The sequence below is a fragment of the Ralstonia flatus genome, from assembly GCF_958439105.1.
Classification (GTDB): domain Bacteria; phylum Pseudomonadota; class Gammaproteobacteria; order Burkholderiales; family Burkholderiaceae; genus Ralstonia; species Ralstonia flatus.
The window spans coordinates 77,742-96,656 of the sequence record NZ_CAUDLI010000005.1; the positions used below are offsets into that span (position 1 = coordinate 77,742).

Below are 18,915 nucleotides of genomic sequence, written 5' to 3' on the forward strand. Positions count from 1 at the left end.
CCTGTCCAGCCTGGGCGACTCCGCATCGCCAAACCGCCGCAAAACCGCTACGCTCTTTGCCAAACCACGGGAGGAGACCCCCAATGCAGCGACCGAAGTGGCGGCACGCAGGCGTACTGGCTGGATTGGCTTTGTTGTCTTCCGCCGCGCTGGCGGACATCCGCATCGGCGTCACGGTGTCGGCCACCGGGCCGCAGGCGTCGCTGGGGCAGCCCGAGAAGAACGCCACCACGCTGTGGCCGCGCGAGCTCGGCGGCGAGCGCGTCGACGTGATCGTGCTCGACGATGCGTCGGACACCACGCGCGCGGTCACCAACACGCGCAAGCTGATGAGCGAGTCGAACGTGGACCTGATCGTCGGTTCGTCCACGACGCCGAATACGCTGGCGATGATCGACGCGGCGGCCGAAGGCAAGACGCCGGTGATCTCACTGGCCTCATCCGCCCGGTTGATCGAGCCGATGGATGCCAAGCGGCGCTGGATCTTCAAGACGCCGCATTCGGACTCGCACATGGCGTCGCTGATTGCCGAGCACGCGGCAGCGCAAGGCGTGAAGACCGTCGCCTACATCGGTTTTGCGAACGCGCTGGGCGAGGCCTTTCTCGCGGAGGTCCAGCGCTTTGCTGATCTCAAGCACATCCGCATCACCGATACCGAGCGTTTTTCGCCCACCGACAACAGCGTGACCGCGCAGGTGCTGCATCTGCTGGCCAACAAGCCTGATGCGGTGGTGATTGGCGGCTCCGGCACGCCCGCTGCACTGCCGGCCCGCGCGCTGGCCGAGCGCGGTTACACCGGCAAGATTTACTTCAACCACGGCGTATCCAACAACGATTTCGTCAAGCTGTGCGGCAAGGACTGCGAAGGCGCCTACGTGCCGACCGGCCCCGTGATGGTCGCCGCCGAATTGCCCGACGCCAATCCGGCCAAGAAGCAGGCGCTGGATTTTGCGCATCGCTACGAGGCGGCCTTTGGCAAGGGCAGTGTGTCGATCTTCGCTGCCTACACGGGCGACATCGGGTTGCTGTTGCAGCGCGCGGTGCCCGTGGCGCTCAAGCGCGCCAAGCCGGGCACGCCGGCTTTTCGCGAGGCGCTGCGCGACGCACTGGAGCAGGTGCGCGATCTGCCGACCAGCACCGGCGTGGTCAACATGAGCCCGCAAGACCACGTCGGCCTGGACCAGCGCGCCCGCGTGATGGCGCAGATCCGCCGCGGCCAATGGCACTTGGCCGATCCCCCGAAGTGACAGTGACGGTGACGATGGCGCACATCCCGCGTTGCGCGCCCAGTCTCATCCGCTATGCTTGATCCATGACCTCAGACGCCATGACTTCGCTCGCTCCCCGCTTTGCCCGCTACCAGGCGCTGACGCTCGTCCAGCACGGCCCCGTCCTCGAAATCGTGATGGGCGCGGCGCAGTCGGCCAACCGCAAGCTGTCCACCGCCGATGCCGGCCTGCACCGGGAGCTGGCGGAAATCTGGCGCGATGTGTCCGCCGAGCCGTCGGTGCGCGTCGCGCTCATCCGCGGTGAGGGCAAGGGCTTTTCGGCCGGCGGCGATCTGCACCTCGTCGAGCAGATGGCCGACGACTTCGAGGTGCGCACGCGCGTCTGGCACGAGGCGCGCGACCTCGTCTACAACGTCATCAACTGCGACAAGCCGATTGTCAGCGCCATGCACGGCCCGGCCGTGGGGGCAGGACTCGTCGCCGGGTTGCTGGCCGATATTTCGATCGCCGCGAAGGATGCCCGCATCGTCGACGGCCACACGCGCCTGGGCGTGGCGGCGGGCGACCATGCCGCGATTGTCTGGCCGCTGTTGTGCGGCATGGCCAAGGCGAAGTATTACCTGCTGCTGTGCGAGTCCATGACGGGCGAGGAGGCCGAGCGCATCGGGCTGGTTTCGCTGGCCGTGCCCGAATCGGAACTCGTCAACCGCGCATTCGAAGTCGCCGAGCGCTTGGCGGCCGGTTCGCAGACGGCCATCCGATGGACCAAGTACGCGCTGAACAACTGGTTGCGCATGGCGGGCCCGAGTTTTGATACGTCGCTGGCGCTTGAATTCATGGGTTTCGCGGGCCCCGACGTGCGCGAGGGCATTGCGAGCCTGCGCCACAAGCGTCCGCCCACGTTCGACGGCGCCTGATCGAAGATGAAGACTCGCAAGCGCGCCCGACCCCCGACCGATTTGTAGGAGACACCATGTTCACCCAGATGCCCAATTTCGCCGAAGGCGGTTTTGAATTCCTGCGCAAGCTGTGGGGCGGCGGCTTTGCCGGCATGGCCGGTGGCGGCATGCCCAACATGGCGAGCTTTGCCGCGCCGCCGATGGATCTTGAGGAAATCGACAAGCGCATCCACGACCTGCGCGCCGTGGAGAGCTGGCTGCAACTGAACGCCAGCCTGCTGCGCACGGCAATCCAGGGCCTGGAGGTGCAGCGCGCCACGCTGGTGGCGTTGCAGACATTCGGCTCCGCACTGTCGCCGGAGGCCATGAAATCTGCGTTCGACGGGCTGACGCCGGACGCGTCTTCATCTTCATCTTCATCTTCATCTTCATCGTCTTCCGATGAGGCATCCAAACCTGCGTGGCCCCACACCGCCGCCACAGCCAAGCCGGCTGACGACGAGCCGCCGCTCGAAGACGAGGACGAAGCGGAAGAAGACACGGACGACGATCAGGCTGAAGCTCGCGCCGAGAATGCCAAGGCGCAGGCCCAGGCCGCTGCGCAGGCGCAAGCAGCCGCCCGCGCCGCCGCGGCCGCGCTGGACCCGTCACCGTGGTGGAACATGCTTCAACAGCAGTTCAACCAGATCGCCAGTTCCGCAGCGGCCGCCATGCCGATGCCGCAGAACCTGATGCCGGGCTTCCCGGGCGGCTTCCCTGGGTTTGGCGGCGCCCCGGGCGCGGAAGGCCTGGATGCCGCGCCGGAAGATATCGAAGGCACGCCGGCGCGGGCCAAGCCCAAACGTGCTGCCGCCAAGTCGGCGCAGAAACCGGCCGCCAAGACGCCTGCAGGCAAGACGGCCAAGCCCGCCACCAAGAAGGCCGCTGCCAAGAAAGCGCCCGCGAACTCTGCACCGCGCAAGCCCACCAACGACACGCCCTGATCGATGTCGACAGACTGCACTGCACTTTTGATGATGGGCGGCGGCGCGCGTGCCGCCTATCAGGTCGGTGTGCTGCGCGGCATCGCAGGATTGGCGCGCGAGTATGCGCCGGGTGTGGCGCGCACGCCGTTCGATGTCATTTGCGGGACGTCGGCGGGCGCCATCAACAGTCTCGGCCTCGCGCGCGGCGCGCAGGATTTCACGCTCGCCACCGAGGCGCTCACCCAGCTGTGGGGCAGCCTGCATGCCGATCGCGTCTATCGCACGGATGTCGGTCGCGTGGGCTCCAGCGGCGCGCGCTGGCTGACCGCGCTGGCGTTCGGCTGGATGACCGGCCACACGCCGCGCGCCTTGTTCGACAACACGCCGCTGCGCGAGCTGCTGGAGTCGCAACACGACGGTCAGCAGGTGCAGGCCGCCTTCGACGCCGGAGCACTGCGCGCGCTGGCCATCACCGCGCTGTCATACACCACAGGGCGTCACGTCACGTTCTATCAATCGCCGCACGTGGTGCTGCCGTGGCGGCGGTCGCAGCGGATTGCGGTGTCGGATCAGATCGGCGTGTCGCACATGCTCGCGTCGTCGAGCATCCCGTTCGTCTTCCCGGCCGAGCCGGTGCCGCTCGAAGGGAACGACGAATGGTTCGGCGACGGCACGATGCGCCAGATGTCGCCGTTGAGCCCCGCCATTCATCTGGGTGCGAATCGCATTCTGGTGGTGGGCGCGGCGTCTCGCACGCAGCCTGGCTGGTACGACACGGTACCGGCGTCCGGCTATCCGTCGCTGGCGCAGATTGCGGGGCAGGCGCTGGCGAGCATCTTTCTCGACGGGCTTTCAGCTGACATCGAGCGGCTGCAGCACGTCAACGCCATGGTGGCCCGCAACCCTGAAATTGCCGATGCGCGCGACGGCTGGCGCAAGATCGAAGTGCTGGTCATGGCGCCTTCCGAGCGCATCGAGCTGATTGCCTCCCGCCACGTGCAGCGCCTGCCCGGCACCGTGCGGGCGCTGCTCAAGCCGCTGGGCGGCACCGAAGCGCGCGGCGCGGCATTCGCCAGCTATCTGCTTTTTGAGCCGGAGTTCACGCAGGAACTGATCGACCTGGGCGAGCGCGATGTGCAGGCGCGCCGCGACGAGTTGGCGGCGTTCCTGTACGGCGCGATTCCGGACACGATGCGCGCAGCCTGATCAGCGCGACGAGCGTGTCGATGGTTCAGCCAGCAGCGCGTCGATGCGCTTGATTAGCGCCGGGTCGCTCGGCTCGACGCTGCTCGGGAACACCGCCGCCACGCGGCCGGTGCGGTCCAGCAGGTATTTGTGGAAGTTCCACTTGGGCGGCTGGCCCGTCTGCGTCGCCAGCCACGCATACAGCGGCGACGCGCTCGCGCCTACCACCGGCGTCTTCGAGAACATCGGAAATTTCACGCCGTACGTGTTGTAGCAAAAGTCCGCGATCTGCTTGCTGTTGCCGGGTTCCTGCTGGAAGTCGTTGGACGGAAAGCCCAGCACCGTCAGGCCCTTGTCACGGTACTTTGCGTACAGCGCTTCGAGCCCTTCGTATTGATGCGTGTAGCCGCAATAGCTTGCGGTGTTGACGACCAGCACGACGCGGCCGGCGTACTGGCACAGGTCTTGTGGCGCGTCGTCCTGCAGGCGCTTGACGCGAAAATTCAGGCTGGCAGGGCATGCGCCTGCGGCCACCGGCGCTTGCACGGTCGGTACAACGCCAGCCGTGGCGGCATGCCCTGTGCGGGGCAGCAGCAATGCAATGACGGCAATGGCAATCGCAATGACGATCATCAGCACATGGTGCCGGCGCAGCGCACCCGATGCGTGCAATTGCAGGCGCGGACGTCGCGCGGAAACGGTGGCGGGAAACAACATGGGGACTCTCCAAAAGCGGACGCTCAGCCGGCGAACCGGAGTTTTTCTTCAGTCTAGGGTATAACGCCCCGGGGTCGCACCGGCTGGAATGTGCAGTATGCGTTGCCTGTCATTCGGCACACGGATTGCAGCGCTTCCTATACTGAAACCTCGCCGGGCGTCGTCCGGTCCGACACGAAAGACGACAGCCCGCGTGCTGTCGATCACATCGCGGCCTACCGCGAGACAACGCGCGACGGCATCGCGCGTGAGGGGGTCGCCGGGCCACGTTGCAACCGTGGCTGCGGCAGGCCTGTTGTGATGAGGAAACGGGCAGACCAAGAACTTTGCTCCGGCAACCATGAAAAACGGGGGCTGGTCAAGCATGTCTGCTAGAATCCGCCTGCAAATTCAAAGGCTTACCATGCTCTATCCCGAATTGTTCAAGTCGTTGGAAGCGGTCCGCTGGAATATGGAAAAGGATATTCCGTGGGACACGTTCGATGCGTCGCTGCTGACCGACGCGCAAGCGCAGACCATCAAGATGAATGCCATCACCGAGTGGTCAGCCCTGCCGGCCACCGAGATGTTCCTGCGTGACAATCGTCACGACTCCGATTTTTCGGCGTTCATGAGCGTGTGGTTCTTTGAAGAGCAGAAGCACTCGCTGGTGCTGATGGAATATCTGCGCCGCTTCCGTCCGGACCTCGTCCCGACCGAAGAAGAGCTGCACAACGTGCGCTTCGAATTCGATCCGGCCCCGCCGCTGGAAACGCTGATGCTGCACTTCTGCGGCGAAATCCGCCTGAACCACTGGTACCGCCGTGCCTCCGAATGGCACACCGAGCCGGTCATCAAGGCGATCTACAAGCATCTGTCGCAGGACGAAGCCCGCCACGGCGGCGCCTACCTGCGCTACATGAAGAAATACCTCGGCCAGTTTGGCGACAGCGCGCGCAGCGCATTCGCCAAGATCGGCGTGCTGATGGCCTCGGCGCGTCGCACCGAAAAGCCGCTTCATCCGACCAACCTGCACGTCAACAAGGCGCTGTTCCCGCAAGACACGGTGCAGTCGCGCCTGCCGAACCCGGACTGGCTGGAGCATTGGCTGGACGAGCAGATCAAGTTCGACGCCGGCTGGGAAAAGAAGGTCATCGAGCGCATCCTGCACAACATGGGCCTGCTGTTCGAGCGCACCTTCGAGACCGTGCAAGACCTGAACCGCTATCGCAAGGAACTGAACGCACGTCTGCTCGGCTCGACCGAACAAGCTGCCTGATCCTTGCCACTGGCAGCCAGCGGCCCATCGATTCGATGGGCCGTTTTGTTTTCCACTCCGATTCCGCTTTCGCCATGACCGCTCGCCAGCCCGCGCCCGCCTTTGAACAGAAGATCTGCGACGCCGCCGATGTGGAAGCCCGCGTGCGCGCCTTGCCGCGCCCCTTGGTCTTCACCAACGGCGTGTTTGACATCCTGCATCGCGGTCACGCTACGTATCTGGCGCAGGCGCGTGCGTTGGGCGCGTCGCTCGTGGTGGGGGTGAACACCGATGCCTCGGTGCGGATGCTGGGCAAGGGCGACGACCGCCCGCTCAACACACAGGACGATCGCCTGGCCGTGCTGGCTGCGCTGGAAGCGGTGAGTCTGGTGGTGTTGTTTGCCGAGCGCACGCCGGTCGAACTCATCGAGCGCGTGCGCCCTGACATCTACGTGAAAGGCGGCGACTACGACATCGATGCGCTGGAAGAAACGCGCGTGGTGCGTAGCTGGGGCGGCACGGCGCTGGCGATTCCGTTCGAGCACGATCGCTCGACGACGGCCCTGCTCAAGCGCGTGCGCGCGACGTCCTGAAGGGTTAGCGCGATGCCGTGACCGCCGCGCACGCGTGCAGGTCTTCGGCGCCCAGGGTTTTCTTCAGCGCGGCCAGTTGGGCTGCGACGCCCGAAGCCGCATCGGCGGTGGTGGTCACGCGCAGCGACGTCTGCGAGCCAAGCCGGCGCGTTTGCGTGACCACGGCCGTGCGCACGTCCTTGGCGCGCAGTTCATCGAGGCGCTGCTGCGCGCGCTCCTTGTCGCGGAACAGGCCCAGCGACACCACAAACGTATTGCCTTCCTGCACGATGGCTGAATCCGCTACGTTGCGGCGCTTGAGTTCAGAGACCTTGCGCTCGGCATCGTCGCGCGTGTCGCGGGCCGGCATGTGGACCCACCAGCGGTTGTCTTCCTGACGCGTGATGCGCTCAACCTGCACGCCCGCCAGTTGCTTGAGCTGATCGATGCCGCGCGTGGCCTGTGCTTCGGTCAGGCCGCCCAGCTCGGTGCAAGTGCCGCCGCTTTCAGCGGTGCCGGCAGTGGTCAGCGCCGCAGGCTCGATGTTGGCTTGGGAGCCCGATGCGGCTGGTGCGGCGCCAGCCGGCGACGACCCCGGCGCCGATTTGGGTACGGTTGCGGCCGGTGCAGAAGCGGGTGCCGGTTCGAGAATACGGATCTCTTCGGTGCGGATCTGGCGCCGCATGCGGTCAGGCTCGCGCTCGCTTTCGAACCACGCCTTGGACACTTCGGGCCCGAACACGCCGGTATTGGCCGCGAGCAGAACGCCGTTGACGAGCAGCAGGAGCAGCAGGGCGAGGCGAAGCGTCATGGTGCGAACGGACGTGGATTCGGGTGGTGGTTCGGAATGCAGGAACACAGCGGCAACAACGGTAAAACGTCAGGCGAACACAGCAGCCCGGCCATGTGAGACTAAGCCAGCGTCGCGGCGCCTTCCCGGCTCGCGCGCGCCAGCACCTGCAGGCCAAGCAGCACGAGATTATCGTGCATCTGGAACGGCATGCGCAGATGCGGCCCCAGCGCAGCGCGCGCCCCGCCGCTCAGCACGCAGCGTGCCGGCCCGGGATGTTGCTTCTGCAGTGCCATCCACGTCTGCGCAATGGCGCCCGCCTGCGCGATGACGCAGCCCAGCGCGATGGCGTCTTGCGTGTTGTCGGCCCAGGGCGGTGCCACGACGTCGCCCGCACTCAGGTAGCTGACATCCACTTCGGGCAACTGCGCCGTGTTGCGTGACAGTGCGCGCATCATCAACGTCAGGCCGGGCAGGATCAGGCCGCCGGCAAACAGGCCGTCGGGCGTGACGATGTCGAGCGTGGTGGCGGTGCCGGCCGTCACGAGCAGCAAGGCCGTGTCGGGCCACAGATGGCGGGCGCCGACCGCGCCGATCCATCGGTCAGTGCCGAGTTGCGTGGGGTCGCGATACCCATTGCGCAGGCCGGCGGTCGCGTCTTCCGATGCCGCAATACGCACGCGCGCCCCATCGAACACGCGGGCGATGCGGGCGGTGAGTGCATCGCGCAGCGCCGGACCGGCCACCGCGCTGATCCATACCTCGGGCGGCGCAACGCCGGAGGCGTGGCAATCGCGCCAGTCTTCCACCAGCTCCGCCAATCGATCATGCGCGCGGGCGCCGGCATGCTGCCAGGGCGTGCCGCCGGGCTCCTCCGGCAGGGCGAGTTCGGCATCGGCGCCGCCGGCAATCCACGCCCATTTGATGCGCGTATTCCCTGCGTCGATCAGCAACAGCGGACGGGCGGGGGCGGCGTGCGCGGCCGAGACCTTCAGGCGAGTCATGGCTGCTCCGCGTCTGCGCTGCGCAAGGAGACCTCGCCGCTGTGGACCCACTGCACACGTCCGCCCGATTCAATCGCGAGGCGGCCTTGTGCGTCGATGCCGTGCGCTACGCCTTCGAGCACCACGGTGCCGTCCTGCCACAGGCGCACGCGTTCGCCGGCAAAGGCATCACGGGCGGCAAACGGCGCAACGAACGGCGCCAGGCCCTGCGCGCCGAAGCGCTGCAGGTGTTCTCCGAGCGACGTGAGCAGTGCCGAAAACACGGCGTTCGGTTCGGGCGCATCCACCAGTTCTTCCACGCCCGACAGGCCTCGGCCCAGGGCGGTCTCCAGCACGCGCGGCCGTTCCAGGTTCAGACCGATGCCGATGACGGCCCAGGTCTGGCCCGGTTCCTTCCGCACGGTCTCGACCAGGATGCCGGCCAGCTTGCGCCCGGCGATTTGCACATCGTTCGGCCATTTGAGGCCGAGCGCCTGTCCGCTGCCGCCTCGCGCTTCCGCGTACCCGGCCACGGCGTCGGCCACGGCCACACCCACGGCCAGGCTCAGGCCGCCGAGTTGCGCGGGCTCACCGGCAAAGGCGCAGGCGACGGAGAAGGTCAGGCCGTGGTCGCCGCCCCATGGGCGCCCCTGGCGGCCGCGTCCTGCCGTCTGACGCTGCGCGGCCAGCACCCGCGCACCGAGCAGTGGCGCCGTGCCGGCAGGGGCGGGAGCCGCCGTGTTGGCAGGCCACGCGGCATCACGCACCGCGGCCATCAGGTCTGCGCTGGTGGAGCCGGTGGCTTCGACCACGTCGACAGGCCAGCCGGCGGCGGGACCGCTGGGCTGGATACGCTCGCGCGCAAGGCGCCATCGCGTGGAGGGTTCGGCAAGAGACATAGAAAAACGGGCGATCAGGTTCGCGCTAAGAATGCGCGCATTGTACGAGCGGCGTTGCAAACATGGGCCCGGCGCTTGCTTCAAGCGACGCAAAGGCCTCACAGTGTGAGGGCCAGTGTGACAGTGTTCGGCGGCGCGTTGGCTACAATTCGACCGATATCCGGCATCACCGCTTACGGAGAACCGTTTGATCACCTGCCGTACACCGCAGCTTGAGGTGCGCGTCGTCGATGGACGCTCCGTCGCCTTCCTCTCCGGCGACTGGACGACGCTTGCCCTGGCCGAACGCGCCGGCGTGCGCAGCGCGCGCCAGCAGATCCGCGCCGGGCTGGACAATGCCAACGCGTGGTGCCTGACCGAAGTCGGCCGTATCGACCACTTTGGGGCGCAGCTGCTCTGGCGTGCCTGGGGCAACCAGTGGCCCGAACACCTTGACGCCCGGCCCGACCAGCGCCGCATGATCGACCGCGTGGCCAAGCTCGACCCCGGCGGCTGGAAACAACGCCTGGCGCCACGCCTGAATCCGGTCACGATCCTCGGCGCGGGCATGCTCGATTTTTTCGATCACGCGCGCGATGGCATCGCGATGGTCGGTCAGCTTGTGTTCGACTTCGGCAGGTTCCTGCGCGCGCCGCATCATGGGCCGTGGCGGGAGATCTCCGCCAACATCTACAGCACGGGCTACAAGGCGCTGGGCATCACGGCGCTGGTCGGCTTCCTGATCGGCATTGTGCTGAGCTACCTGTCGGCCAACCAGCTGCGCGTATTCGGGGCCAGCATCTTCATCGTCAATATTCTCGGGATGGCCATCATCCGCGAGCTTGGGCCGGTGCTGGCGGCGATTCTGGTGGCCGGGCGTTCGGGCTCGGCCATCACGGCGCAGATCGGCGTAATGCGGGTGACCGAAGAGCTGGATGCGATGCGCGTGATGGGCATCTCGCACGGCTTCCGGCTGATCCTGCCCAAGGTGATTGCGCTGGCGATCGCCATGCCGCTGCTCGTGGCGTGGACCGATCTGCTTGCGCTGGCGGGCGGCATTCTGGCGGCCAAGTTCCAGCTCGATATCAGCCCGACGTATTTCATCACCTCGTTGCCTGATGCGGTGCCGGTGGCCAATCTGTGGCTCGGCATCGGCAAGGGCGTGGTGTTTGGCATGCTGATCGCGCTGGTGGCGTGCCACTTTGGGCTGCGCATCCAGCCCAACACGAAGAGCCTGGGGGAGGGCACGACGACGTCCGTCGTGGTATCCATCACCATCGTCATCCTGGCGGACGCGGTGTTCGCCATCCTCTTCAAGGACATCGGGATATGACGCGACCCCGTCATCCGCATATCGTGCACGCCGGGGCCGCGCCCGAGGCCATCACGCCCGCGCGCGAACGCGTGATCGAGGTGCGCAGCGTCACCAAGCGCTACGGCAAGGTGACGGTGCTCGACAACATCAACCTGGACGTTTTTCGCGGCGAGGTGCTTTCCATCGTCGGCGGTTCGGGCAGCGGCAAGACGACGCTGCTGCGCCAGGTGGTGGGGCTGGAGAAACCCACCTCGGGCACGATCCACATCTTTGGCGAGGAGTTGACCTGCCAGGTCGGCAACGATCTGCAGTCGATGCGCAACCGCTGGGGCATGCAGTTCCAGCACGGCGCGCTGTTCTCTGCGTTGTCCGTGATCGACAACGTGGCGTTGCCGATGCGCGAATTGCGTACGCTGCCCGATGCGTTCATCCAGCGCGTGGCGATGCTGAAGCTGCAGATGGTGGGGCTCAAATCCACCGATGCCGACAAGATGCCGTCGGACCTGTCGGGCGGGATGATCAAGCGCGTGGCGCTGGCGCGGGCGTTGTCGCTCGAGCCCGAGCTGGTGTTTCTGGACGAGCCGACGGCGGGGCTGGACCCGCGCGCGTCGGACGATTACGTCGCGCTCATCCGCGAGTTGCGCCAGGAGCTCGGCCTGACCGTCGTGATGGTGACGCACGATCTCGACACGCTGGTGGCACTGTCCGACCGCATTGCCGTGCTGGCGGACCGCAAGGTGCTGGCGGCCAAGCCGCTGGACCAGATCATTCAGATCGATCATCCCTTCATCAAGGAATATTTCCTCGGTGAACGGGGCAAACGGGCCCTCATGGCGCTGGGCCCGCAGATGACGGAGGCGGTGGCCGCGGCCTCGCTTTCGACGCAGGAGGATTGATGGAAAACAAAGCCCACGCATTCCTGGCCGGGCTGTTTACGATCGGGCTGGCCATCTTCATCGGGCTGGCGGTCATGTGGTTCAACCGCGACCAGACTGTGCGCGTGCCCTACGAAGTGGTCACCCGTTCCACTGTCAACGGGCTGAACCCGCAGGCTTCCGTGAAATACCGCGGCCTGGACGTCGGCAAGGTCGACAGCATCCGTTTTGACGACAAGGTGCCCGGGCAGATCGTCGTGCGCGTGCTGGTCGACAAGGATGCGCCCATCACCACCACGACGTATGGGCGCCTGGCGTACCAGGGCGTGACGGGCCTCGCCTATGTGCAGCTCGACGATCGCGGTTTCGACAACAGCAAGCGCGCGCCGAGCCCCACGCACCTGGCCACGTCGGAGAAGAACCCCGCGCGCATCCGCATGGAAGCCGGCTTCCTGGACGAACTCGACAAACGCGGCGACCAGATGCTTTCCAAGCTCGACCAGACGCTCAGTTCGCTGTCGATCATGTTTGACGACGAGCATCGCCAGCAGGTCACTGCGTCGCTGCAATCGTTCCAGAAGACGATGGACGCCTACAGCACGCTCGCGCAGCAGGCTGAACCGACCATGCGCCGCCTGCCGCAGATTGCCGACAACCTCGATTCCACGCTGGTGGCCACGCGCAAGCTCACGCAGTCGCTGTCGGATCCGAAGGGGCCGTTGATGACGACGCTTTCCGGTGCCGGCACCGATCTGACGGCGGCAACGCAGTCGATGCAATCCGCCGCCAATGTGCTGACGTACGAAACGCTGCCGCAGCTCAATGGCTTTGCGCGTGAGGCCCGCCAGGCCGTGCGCGGCTTCGATCATGCCGTGACCGACTTCAACGCCCGGCCGCAAAGCGTGCTGTTTGGCCCCGCACCCGGCGCACCCGGCCCCGGTGAAACCGGCTTTACCGCGCCCGCCGCCCGCGCTTCGGCCCAGCCCTGAGGAGATTCCATGTCGATGTTGTCCGCTGTGTTCCGCCGTGCATACGCGCTGCCTGCGCTGATGGCGCTGTCGCTCCTGGCAGCCTGCTCGAGCGCGCCCGTGGCGCCCGCTGCCCTGTATGACTTTGGGCTCGCGCCGGCCGCAAGCGCTGGCGCGCGCCTGCCCACCGCCCTGCGCGTGGCCGACGTGGCCGGCCCGGGCTGGATGGATGGCAACGCCATCTATTACCGCCTCGCCTATGCGCAAAGCCAGCGCACCGACGTCTACGCCAACAGCCGGTGGGTGGAATCGCCCGTGAGTCTGTTCGATGCCCGTTTGCGCAATGCGGCGGCGGGGCGCGGCCAGGTGATCGGCTATCCCACGCCAGAAGTGCCGAGCCTGCGCGTCGAGCTGGTCGATTTTTCACAGGTGTTTGACAGGCCGGACGCCAGCCGCGGCGTGGTGCGGTTGCGGGCAACGGTGTCGCTGGCGCGCGGTGTGATCGACCAGCGTGTGGTGCAGGCCGATGCGCCGGCGCCCAGCGCAGATGCAGCAGGTGGCGTGGCGGCGCTCACACAGGCGTCGGACAAGGCCATCGGCGAGGTGCTCGACTGGGTGGCGGGCTTGCCGCTCGCGGCCTCGCCGTCTTCCGCGCCCGCGAGGTCCTCGGCTGCCTCTGGGATGCTCCGGCGCTGAGACCTCGACTTCTCCACCGGACGGAGGAACCATCCGTGATGCGCGGCATCGGACGCTATCATGGGCGGCTTCTTCCGGGCACGTCCGCTCCTCCCTCTAGATTGCAGCTTCTCCGGTGACGGACTTCCACTCGCAACCCGCCGCGCCCACCTCGCATCGTCACTCGCCGCTCGCGCGCGCCGGGCTGGGCTGGTTCGTGTTGCTGGTCGTCTACGCAAGTCTGTATCCGTTTGCCGGCTGGACAGACACCGGCGTGTCGCCGTTCGCCTTCCTGAGCGCGCCGCTGCCGCGCTACAACACCGGCTTCGACCTGCTCACCAACGTGTGGGGCTACATGCCGCTGGGCATGCTGACGGTGCTGGCGCTGCATCCGCGCATCACTGGCTGGCGTGCGGTGTTGCTGGCGTTGCTGGCGGGGCTGCTGCTTTCCGGCGCGATGGAGGCGATCCAGACCTATCTGCCCACGCGCGTGTCCTCCAATGTCGATCTGGCGACGAACACGCTGGGCGCCTTGCTGGGCGGCATCGTCATGTTGCCGTTTTCAGCCCGGCTCATCGACCGGGGCGGGCTGCGCCGCCTGCGCCGCCGGTGGTTCGAGCCGCATGCGACCTTCGCCATCCTGCTGATGCTGGTGTGGCCGTTCGCGCAGATCTTTCCGCAGGAATTTCTCTTCAGCATGGGCGGGGTGATCCGCAGCATCCTGCTCGATCCATCGCCGGATGCGTTTGTGGTCAATCTCCTCAACGGCTGGTTTCCGGAGCTGTTCGACTGGCAGGACAAGCTGACGGCACATCCGGAAGCACTGCAGCGCCAGGAGCTGCTCGAAGCGCTCATCACGGCCTGCAGCTGGATCGGCACCGGGTTGCTGGCCAGCGTGGCCATGCGCCGCGGTGCGCCGATGCTGCGCCTGCTGGCGGCGCTGCTGGCCGGGGCGCTGCTGGTGAAGGCGGGGGCGACGGTGCTGCAGTTTCCGCTGGGCGGCGCGTGGGATTGGCTTTCGTCCGGCGCACGTTTCGGGCTGGTCGTCGGCTCGCTGGTGTTGGTGCTGCTGGTGCGGTTGCCGCGCTGGCTGCGCGGCGCGCTGGCCATGACGCTGCTGATTGCGCTGATCATTCTGTCCAACGTGCTGCCGCCGAGCCCGTATTCGTGGGTGTCGGCGCAGAGCTGGCGGCTCGGACGCTTCGTCCATTTCAACAGCCTGTCGCAATGGATCGGCTGGCTGTGGCCGTTTCTCGGCCTGGGCTATCTGGCCTGGCGCGCCGAGCAGACGCAGCTGCAGCGGCGCGCCGGACGTCAGGCGCGTTGAGCGCGCGCTGCGGCCGGTGCCGCACGCGGTGACGCTGCGCGGCGTACCGCAATCAGTGCCAGCAGTGCCCCGAGGTACATCGCCGCCATGGCGACAAAACCCGCGCGTCACGCGAATACGCCCATCCCCTCCAGCGCAGACGCGCGGTGATGCCGGCGCGCGCCGTCTTCACGTAACCGACATGAATCCTTTCTACCTTAGCGCCTGATGAGCTGACGGCGCGCGCTGCCCCGTCCGGCTCGCTGATGTCATCAGGAGGTCATCTGTGTCTGCCAGCCAAAACGCCGGCGCTCGCCGTCGATTGCCCGTGGTGTCTGCGTTCGCGTTGAGCGGTGGCGATGCGGCCGATCCTCATGTGCCTCCCGTGATCCACGCCGTCGACTGACTGCGTTCGCACGCGCTCAGTCCGGCGTTGCCCCGTGTTGTCCCCCGCTCCCCCCACCCCCAACCCCAAACACACAGACATCAGGACGAGAACATGACCTCCAACAGTCGCCGTGGTTTTCTCCGTTCCGCTGCCCAGTTGGCTGCTGCCTCCGCAGCCATGGGCGCGGTGCCCGAAGGCATTCGCCAGGCGCTGGCGATTCCCGCCCATAACGCGCACCGCACGATCGAAGACGTGCAGCACATCGTGATCCTCATGCAGGAAAACCGCTCGTTCGACCATTACTTCGGCACGCTGCGTGGCGTGCGCGGGTATGGCGATACGCGCACCGTCACGCTGCCGAGCGGCAAGAGCGTCTGGCATCAGCCGATGGCCGGTGGCGTGGGTGAAGTGCTGCCGTTCCGCCCGAGCGCGCCCGATCTGGGCCTGCAGTTCCTGCAAGACCTGCCGCACGGCTGGAACGACACGCACCTTGCCGTCAACGGCGGCCGTTACGATGGCTGGGTCCCGCACAAGGGCACCACGACGATGGCGTACCTGACGCGCCAGGACATTCCGTTCCACTACGCGCTGGCCGACGCTTTCACCATCTGCGACGCCTATCACTGCGCGACACCCACGTCGACCGATCCGAACCGCTACTACATGTGGACCGGCTACGTCGGCAACGACAACGTCGGCGGTGGCCCCGTGATCGACAACGCTGAAGCCGGCTACGGCTGGTCGACGTATCCGGAGGTGCTGGAGGCCGCCGGCATCTCGTGGAAGATCTACCAGGACATCGGCACGGGCCTGGACGCCGCGGGCTCCTGGGGCTGGACGAGCGACGCCTACATCGGCAACTACGGCGACAACTCGCTGCTGTACTTCAAGCAATACCAGAATGCACAGCCCGGCAGCCCGCTGTACGACAAGGCGCGCACCGGCACCAACGCAGCAGCCGGCGACGGCTACTTCGACATCCTCAAGCGCGACGTGCAGAACGGCACGCTGCCGCAGGTGTCGTGGATTGCCGCGCCGGAAGCGTTCTCCGAGCATCCGAACTGGCCGGCCAACTACGGCGCCTGGTACATCGACCAGGTCCTGCAGATCCTGACTTCGAACCCCGAGGTGTGGAGCAAGACTGCGGTGTTCATCACCTACGACGAGAACGACGGTTTCTTCGACCACCTCGTCCCGCCGTTTGCATCGTCGGGCAGCAATGGCCTGTCGACGGTCGACACCACGGGCGAGTACTTTCCAGGCAACAGCACGTACGGCGCCGGCAGCTACGGCCTGGGCCAGCGCGTGCCGATGCTCGTGGTGTCGCCGTGGTCCAAGGGCGGCTTCGTGTGCTCGGAAACGTTCGACCACACGTCGATCATCCGTTTCATCGAACAGCGCTTCAAGCGCACGCACAACGTACGCTCGCCCAACATCTCGAAGTGGCGTCGCGCCGTGTGCGGCGATCTGACGTCGGCGTTCAATTTCGCGACGCCCAACGAGGTGGTGCCCGCGCTGCCGAGCACTACCGCCTATGTGCCGAAAGACAAGCTGCGCCACGCCAGCTACGTGCCGCTGCCGCCGCTGGTGCAGGCCGTGCCGAAGCAGGAAGCCGGCGTGCGCCCATCGCGTGCGCTGCCGTACGAACTGTTCGTGCGCGGCCGCCAGGACGAAGCCGCCGGCAAGTTCCAACTGGAATTCGTGAACACCGGGGACGTGGGCGCCGCCTTCCTCGTCTACACCGCCGGCAGCACGGACGCACCGCGCACCTACACGGTCGAGGCGGGCAAGCGCCTGTCGGACAAGCTGGCCGTCAACGCTGGCGGCGCGTATGACTTCACGGTGCATGGCCCGAACGGCTTCCTGCGTCGCTTTGTCGGCAAGCTCACGCTGTCAGGCTTGCTGCGTCCGCATGGTCGCGCGTTGGAAGTGAAGGAAGGCTACGACGTGGCCAACGGCAACCTGCAACTGCGTCTCATCAACCACGGCCGCGCGCCTACCGTCTTCACCATCAAGAGCGCCTACACGGGCGAGAGCGTGCAACGCGAAGTGCGCGGCGGTGACGATGCGGCGGTGTACCTGGACCTGCGCGGCCAGCACGCCTGGTACGACCTGACCGTCACGGCCAGCAGCGATGCCGGCTTTGAGCGTCGCCTTGCTGGCCACGTTGAGACCGGCCGTGTCAGCGCGTCCGATCCGGCGCTGAGCGCATAAGCGAGACCCCAGCAAAACGGCCCGCTGGCGTGACTTGCCAGCGGGCCGTTTTTTTCCTTGCGACGCTCAGCGTCAGAGTTGTTTCGTGTACGTGCGTGCCTGATACAGCGCCAGCGCGCTCAGCCCGACGATCACCACGATCGCCAGGACATCAGCAAACGGATAGCCCCAATACTGCGTCATTGCGTGGTCTCCTTCGATTCGAGGTCGAGCAGGCCGGTGTCGGCCATGCGCTGACGGCCAAACTCGGTGATGGCGTAGCGGAAGTGCATCTTGTTGGTGGCGTCGTCGAGCTGGTCTTCGGGTGTTTGCACCAGGCCGCCGGAGTACAGGTCCGCAAGGATGGCGCGAATGCTGCCCGTCCAGTACTCGTCTTCGGGTTTGCCGTATTCGATGCAGGTGCGATGGGCGATTTCGCTGTCCCACAGCATGTCGCTGCCCGCGAGCAGTTGCAGGATGTAGCCCTTCATGTGCAGTTTCATGCGTGCGTCTCCGTGGTTGCAGGTGCCGCGCCGCCGCGGATGACTTCCAGGTTTTCCGCGCTTTCCGACACCATCACGAAGCCGCCGAAGATCACCAGCGCCAGCCCGATCAGGAAATACCACTCCGGAAACTGCAGCGTGAAGATGGCTGTGAAGAGGGTGGCGAACATTGCGTAGAACGCGCCCAGCGCCTGCCCGCGTCCCACGCCGATCAACGGGAACGACTTGTACCAGGCGACTGCGCAGAACGAGAAGGTGAGGCCGCCCACGACCAGCCACAGCAGCGCCTTGCTGTGGACGATGCCCGAGGCAATCTCCGTCACGGGCACCGGCACATGCACGAACAGCGCGATGGCCGGCAGGATGAAGACGACCCAGTAGATGGCCTCGGCGGTGTAGCGGATGGAGACACCGCAGTCGGGGTCCGTCACGTCCATGGCGCGGCCGACGATCGCGCCTTCCAGGCCCCAGCCGATGGCGGCCATGGCGCCACCCAGGTAGCCGATCCACTGATGGCTGCCGCTGTGCGATTCTGCCATCAGTGCCGGCGCGTAGATCGCCACGCCGCCCAGGATGATGATGGCGATGCCGACTGCCGCCCGCGCGCTGATGCGCTCGTTGTACCAAAGCTTGGCCACCGTCGCGCCCACCACCGGGTACAGCAGCCCGGCCACGGCCGCAAACACGGCGCCCACATAGCCCATCGCGAGATACGAGCCGAAGTTGGCCATCAGTCCGCCCACGACCGCTGCAATGAAGTACCAGCGCGAGATCTTGCGGAATTGGCCGAGGGTGCGGAAGTAATCCCCCAGCTTGCCGAGCGAGCCGAGCCACACCCACTGGAAGACCGTCACCATGACGCTGTGGAACGCCGTGATGACAGCCGCGCAGACCAGGAAGACGCGCGGGTCGGAAAGGTCCATCGCGGCGAATGGGGATTCATGCCAGACGGCCGTGCCGGGCACGTACCAAGCGCCCCACAGGATGGCGGCCCATAAGGCCCAGCGGTAGCCCCACTGAAGCGTGCGTTGATGATGGGCCGCGCGGGCGGCGGAGGAAGAGGCCAAACCGATCTCCTTGTTCTGTACGCGTCAGACGTCCAAACGGCCGGGTGTGACGCTTTAGTTACTGGAGGTTGATAAATTAACTGTAAGTTTTTCGGAGTCTATGCCGGCCCTCCAGGCGTGCCGGAAAAAGTCGCAATGGTTGACGGGATTGTCAGAAGTTGACGTCTGCG

General features: G+C 66.3%; 18 protein-coding genes. 12 read left to right on the forward strand and 6 right to left on the reverse strand.

Features of this window, described 5'->3' with window-relative positions; translation table 11 throughout:
- Positions 1-83 precede the first annotated feature (83 nt).
- The 4 genes from R2676_RS13140 to R2676_RS13155 all read left to right on the forward strand — a co-directional run bounded on the left by R2676_RS13140 (position 84) and on the right by R2676_RS13155 (position 4,299).
- Positions 84-1,247: an ABC transporter substrate-binding protein gene (locus tag R2676_RS13140; RefSeq protein ID WP_206273284.1), complete on the forward strand. Its 1,164-nt coding sequence runs from the start codon at positions 84-86 to the stop codon at positions 1,245-1,247.
- Between the two features lie 80 nt (positions 1,248-1,327).
- Entirely contained in the window at positions 1,328-2,146 is an 819-nt protein-coding gene (locus R2676_RS13145) for an enoyl-CoA hydratase/isomerase family protein (RefSeq protein WP_102064385.1), read from the forward strand.
- Positions 2,147-2,202: 56 nt separating this feature from the next.
- Positions 2,203-3,111: a PhaM family polyhydroxyalkanoate granule multifunctional regulatory protein gene (locus R2676_RS13150; RefSeq protein ID WP_206273285.1), complete on the forward strand. Its 909-nt coding sequence runs from the start codon at positions 2,203-2,205 to the stop codon at positions 3,109-3,111.
- Positions 3,112-3,114: 3 nt separating this feature from the next.
- Positions 3,115-4,299 carry a patatin-like phospholipase family protein gene (locus R2676_RS13155; protein ID WP_179817601.1) on the forward strand — a complete coding sequence of 395 codons (1,185 nt, stop codon included), beginning with the start codon at positions 3,115-3,117 and terminating at the stop codon, positions 4,297-4,299.
- Here R2676_RS13155 and R2676_RS13160 read toward each other — a convergent pair whose 3' ends face one another.
- Positions 4,300-4,995: a glutathione peroxidase gene (locus tag R2676_RS13160; RefSeq protein ID WP_206273286.1), complete on the reverse strand. Its 696-nt coding sequence runs from the start codon at positions 4,993-4,995 to the stop codon at positions 4,300-4,302.
- A gap of 403 nt (positions 4,996-5,398) precedes the next feature.
- Between R2676_RS13160 and R2676_RS13165 the strand changes: the two genes are divergently transcribed.
- Both R2676_RS13165 and rfaE2 read left to right on the forward strand, forming a co-directional pair.
- Positions 5,399-6,253, forward strand: a complete 855-nt coding sequence (locus tag R2676_RS13165) for a ferritin (RefSeq protein ID WP_027678401.1) — start codon at positions 5,399-5,401, stop codon at positions 6,251-6,253.
- Positions 6,254-6,327: 74 nt separating this feature from the next.
- Entirely contained in the window at positions 6,328-6,825 is a 498-nt protein-coding gene (gene rfaE2 / locus R2676_RS13170; protein ID WP_102065121.1) for a D-glycero-beta-D-manno-heptose 1-phosphate adenylyltransferase, read from the forward strand.
- A 4-nt stretch (positions 6,826-6,829) separates the two neighbouring features.
- Here rfaE2 and R2676_RS13175 read toward each other — a convergent pair whose 3' ends face one another.
- The 3 genes from R2676_RS13175 to R2676_RS13185 form a co-directional block, all read right to left on the reverse strand.
- Positions 6,830-7,615 (reverse strand): SPOR domain-containing protein, encoded by a 786-nt coding sequence (locus tag R2676_RS13175; protein WP_206273287.1) that lies wholly within the window; start codon positions 7,613-7,615, stop codon positions 6,830-6,832.
- A 101-nt stretch (positions 7,616-7,716) separates the two neighbouring features.
- The gene (locus R2676_RS13180) at positions 7,717-8,598 is read right to left on the reverse strand and encodes a type III pantothenate kinase (RefSeq protein WP_206273288.1); all 882 of its coding nucleotides are present in this window, start codon (positions 8,596-8,598) and stop codon (positions 7,717-7,719) included.
- A complete protein-coding gene (locus R2676_RS13185; protein ID WP_206273289.1) occupies positions 8,595-9,476 on the reverse strand; it encodes a biotin--[acetyl-CoA-carboxylase] ligase in 882 nt (293 codons plus the stop codon). The genes R2676_RS13180 and R2676_RS13185 overlap by 4 nt, the downstream gene beginning before the upstream one ends.
- Before the next feature lie 187 nt (positions 9,477-9,663).
- Between R2676_RS13185 and R2676_RS13190 the strand changes: the two genes are divergently transcribed.
- The 6 genes from R2676_RS13190 to R2676_RS13215 all read left to right on the forward strand — a co-directional run bounded on the left by R2676_RS13190 (position 9,664) and on the right by R2676_RS13215 (position 17,196).
- Positions 9,664-10,788: an MlaE family ABC transporter permease gene (locus R2676_RS13190; RefSeq protein ID WP_206273290.1), complete on the forward strand. Its 1,125-nt coding sequence runs from the start codon at positions 9,664-9,666 to the stop codon at positions 10,786-10,788.
- Positions 10,785-11,666, forward strand: coding sequence for an ABC transporter ATP-binding protein (locus R2676_RS13195; RefSeq protein ID WP_206273291.1), 882 nt, complete (start codon positions 10,785-10,787; stop codon positions 11,664-11,666). The genes R2676_RS13190 and R2676_RS13195 overlap by 4 nt, the downstream gene beginning before the upstream one ends.
- A complete protein-coding gene (locus tag R2676_RS13200) occupies positions 11,666-12,634 on the forward strand; it encodes an MlaD family protein (protein WP_206273292.1) in 969 nt (322 codons plus the stop codon). Before R2676_RS13195 ends, R2676_RS13200 begins: the two co-directional genes overlap by 1 nt.
- Positions 12,635-12,643: 9 nt before the next feature.
- The gene (locus tag R2676_RS13205) at positions 12,644-13,309 is read left to right on the forward strand and encodes an ABC-type transport auxiliary lipoprotein family protein (RefSeq protein ID WP_206273293.1); all 666 of its coding nucleotides are present in this window, start codon (positions 12,644-12,646) and stop codon (positions 13,307-13,309) included.
- A 115-nt stretch (positions 13,310-13,424) separates the two neighbouring features.
- Positions 13,425-14,615: a VanZ family protein gene (locus R2676_RS13210; protein ID WP_206273294.1), complete on the forward strand. Its 1,191-nt coding sequence runs from the start codon at positions 13,425-13,427 to the stop codon at positions 14,613-14,615.
- Between the two features lie 478 nt (positions 14,616-15,093).
- A complete protein-coding gene (locus tag R2676_RS13215; RefSeq protein WP_206273295.1) occupies positions 15,094-17,196 on the forward strand; it encodes a phosphocholine-specific phospholipase C in 2,103 nt (700 codons plus the stop codon).
- Positions 17,197-17,375: 179 nt separating this feature from the next.
- On the opposite strand, the gene R2676_RS13220 is transcribed toward R2676_RS13215, so the two are convergent.
- A complete protein-coding gene (locus R2676_RS13220) occupies positions 17,376-17,678 on the reverse strand; it encodes a hypothetical protein (RefSeq protein ID WP_206273296.1) in 303 nt (100 codons plus the stop codon).
- On the reverse strand, positions 17,675-18,745 hold the full coding sequence (locus R2676_RS13225) for a DMT family transporter (protein WP_206273297.1): 1,071 nt from the start codon (positions 18,743-18,745) through the stop codon (positions 17,675-17,677). The genes R2676_RS13220 and R2676_RS13225 overlap by 4 nt, the downstream gene beginning before the upstream one ends.
- Positions 18,746-18,915 lie beyond the last annotated feature (170 nt).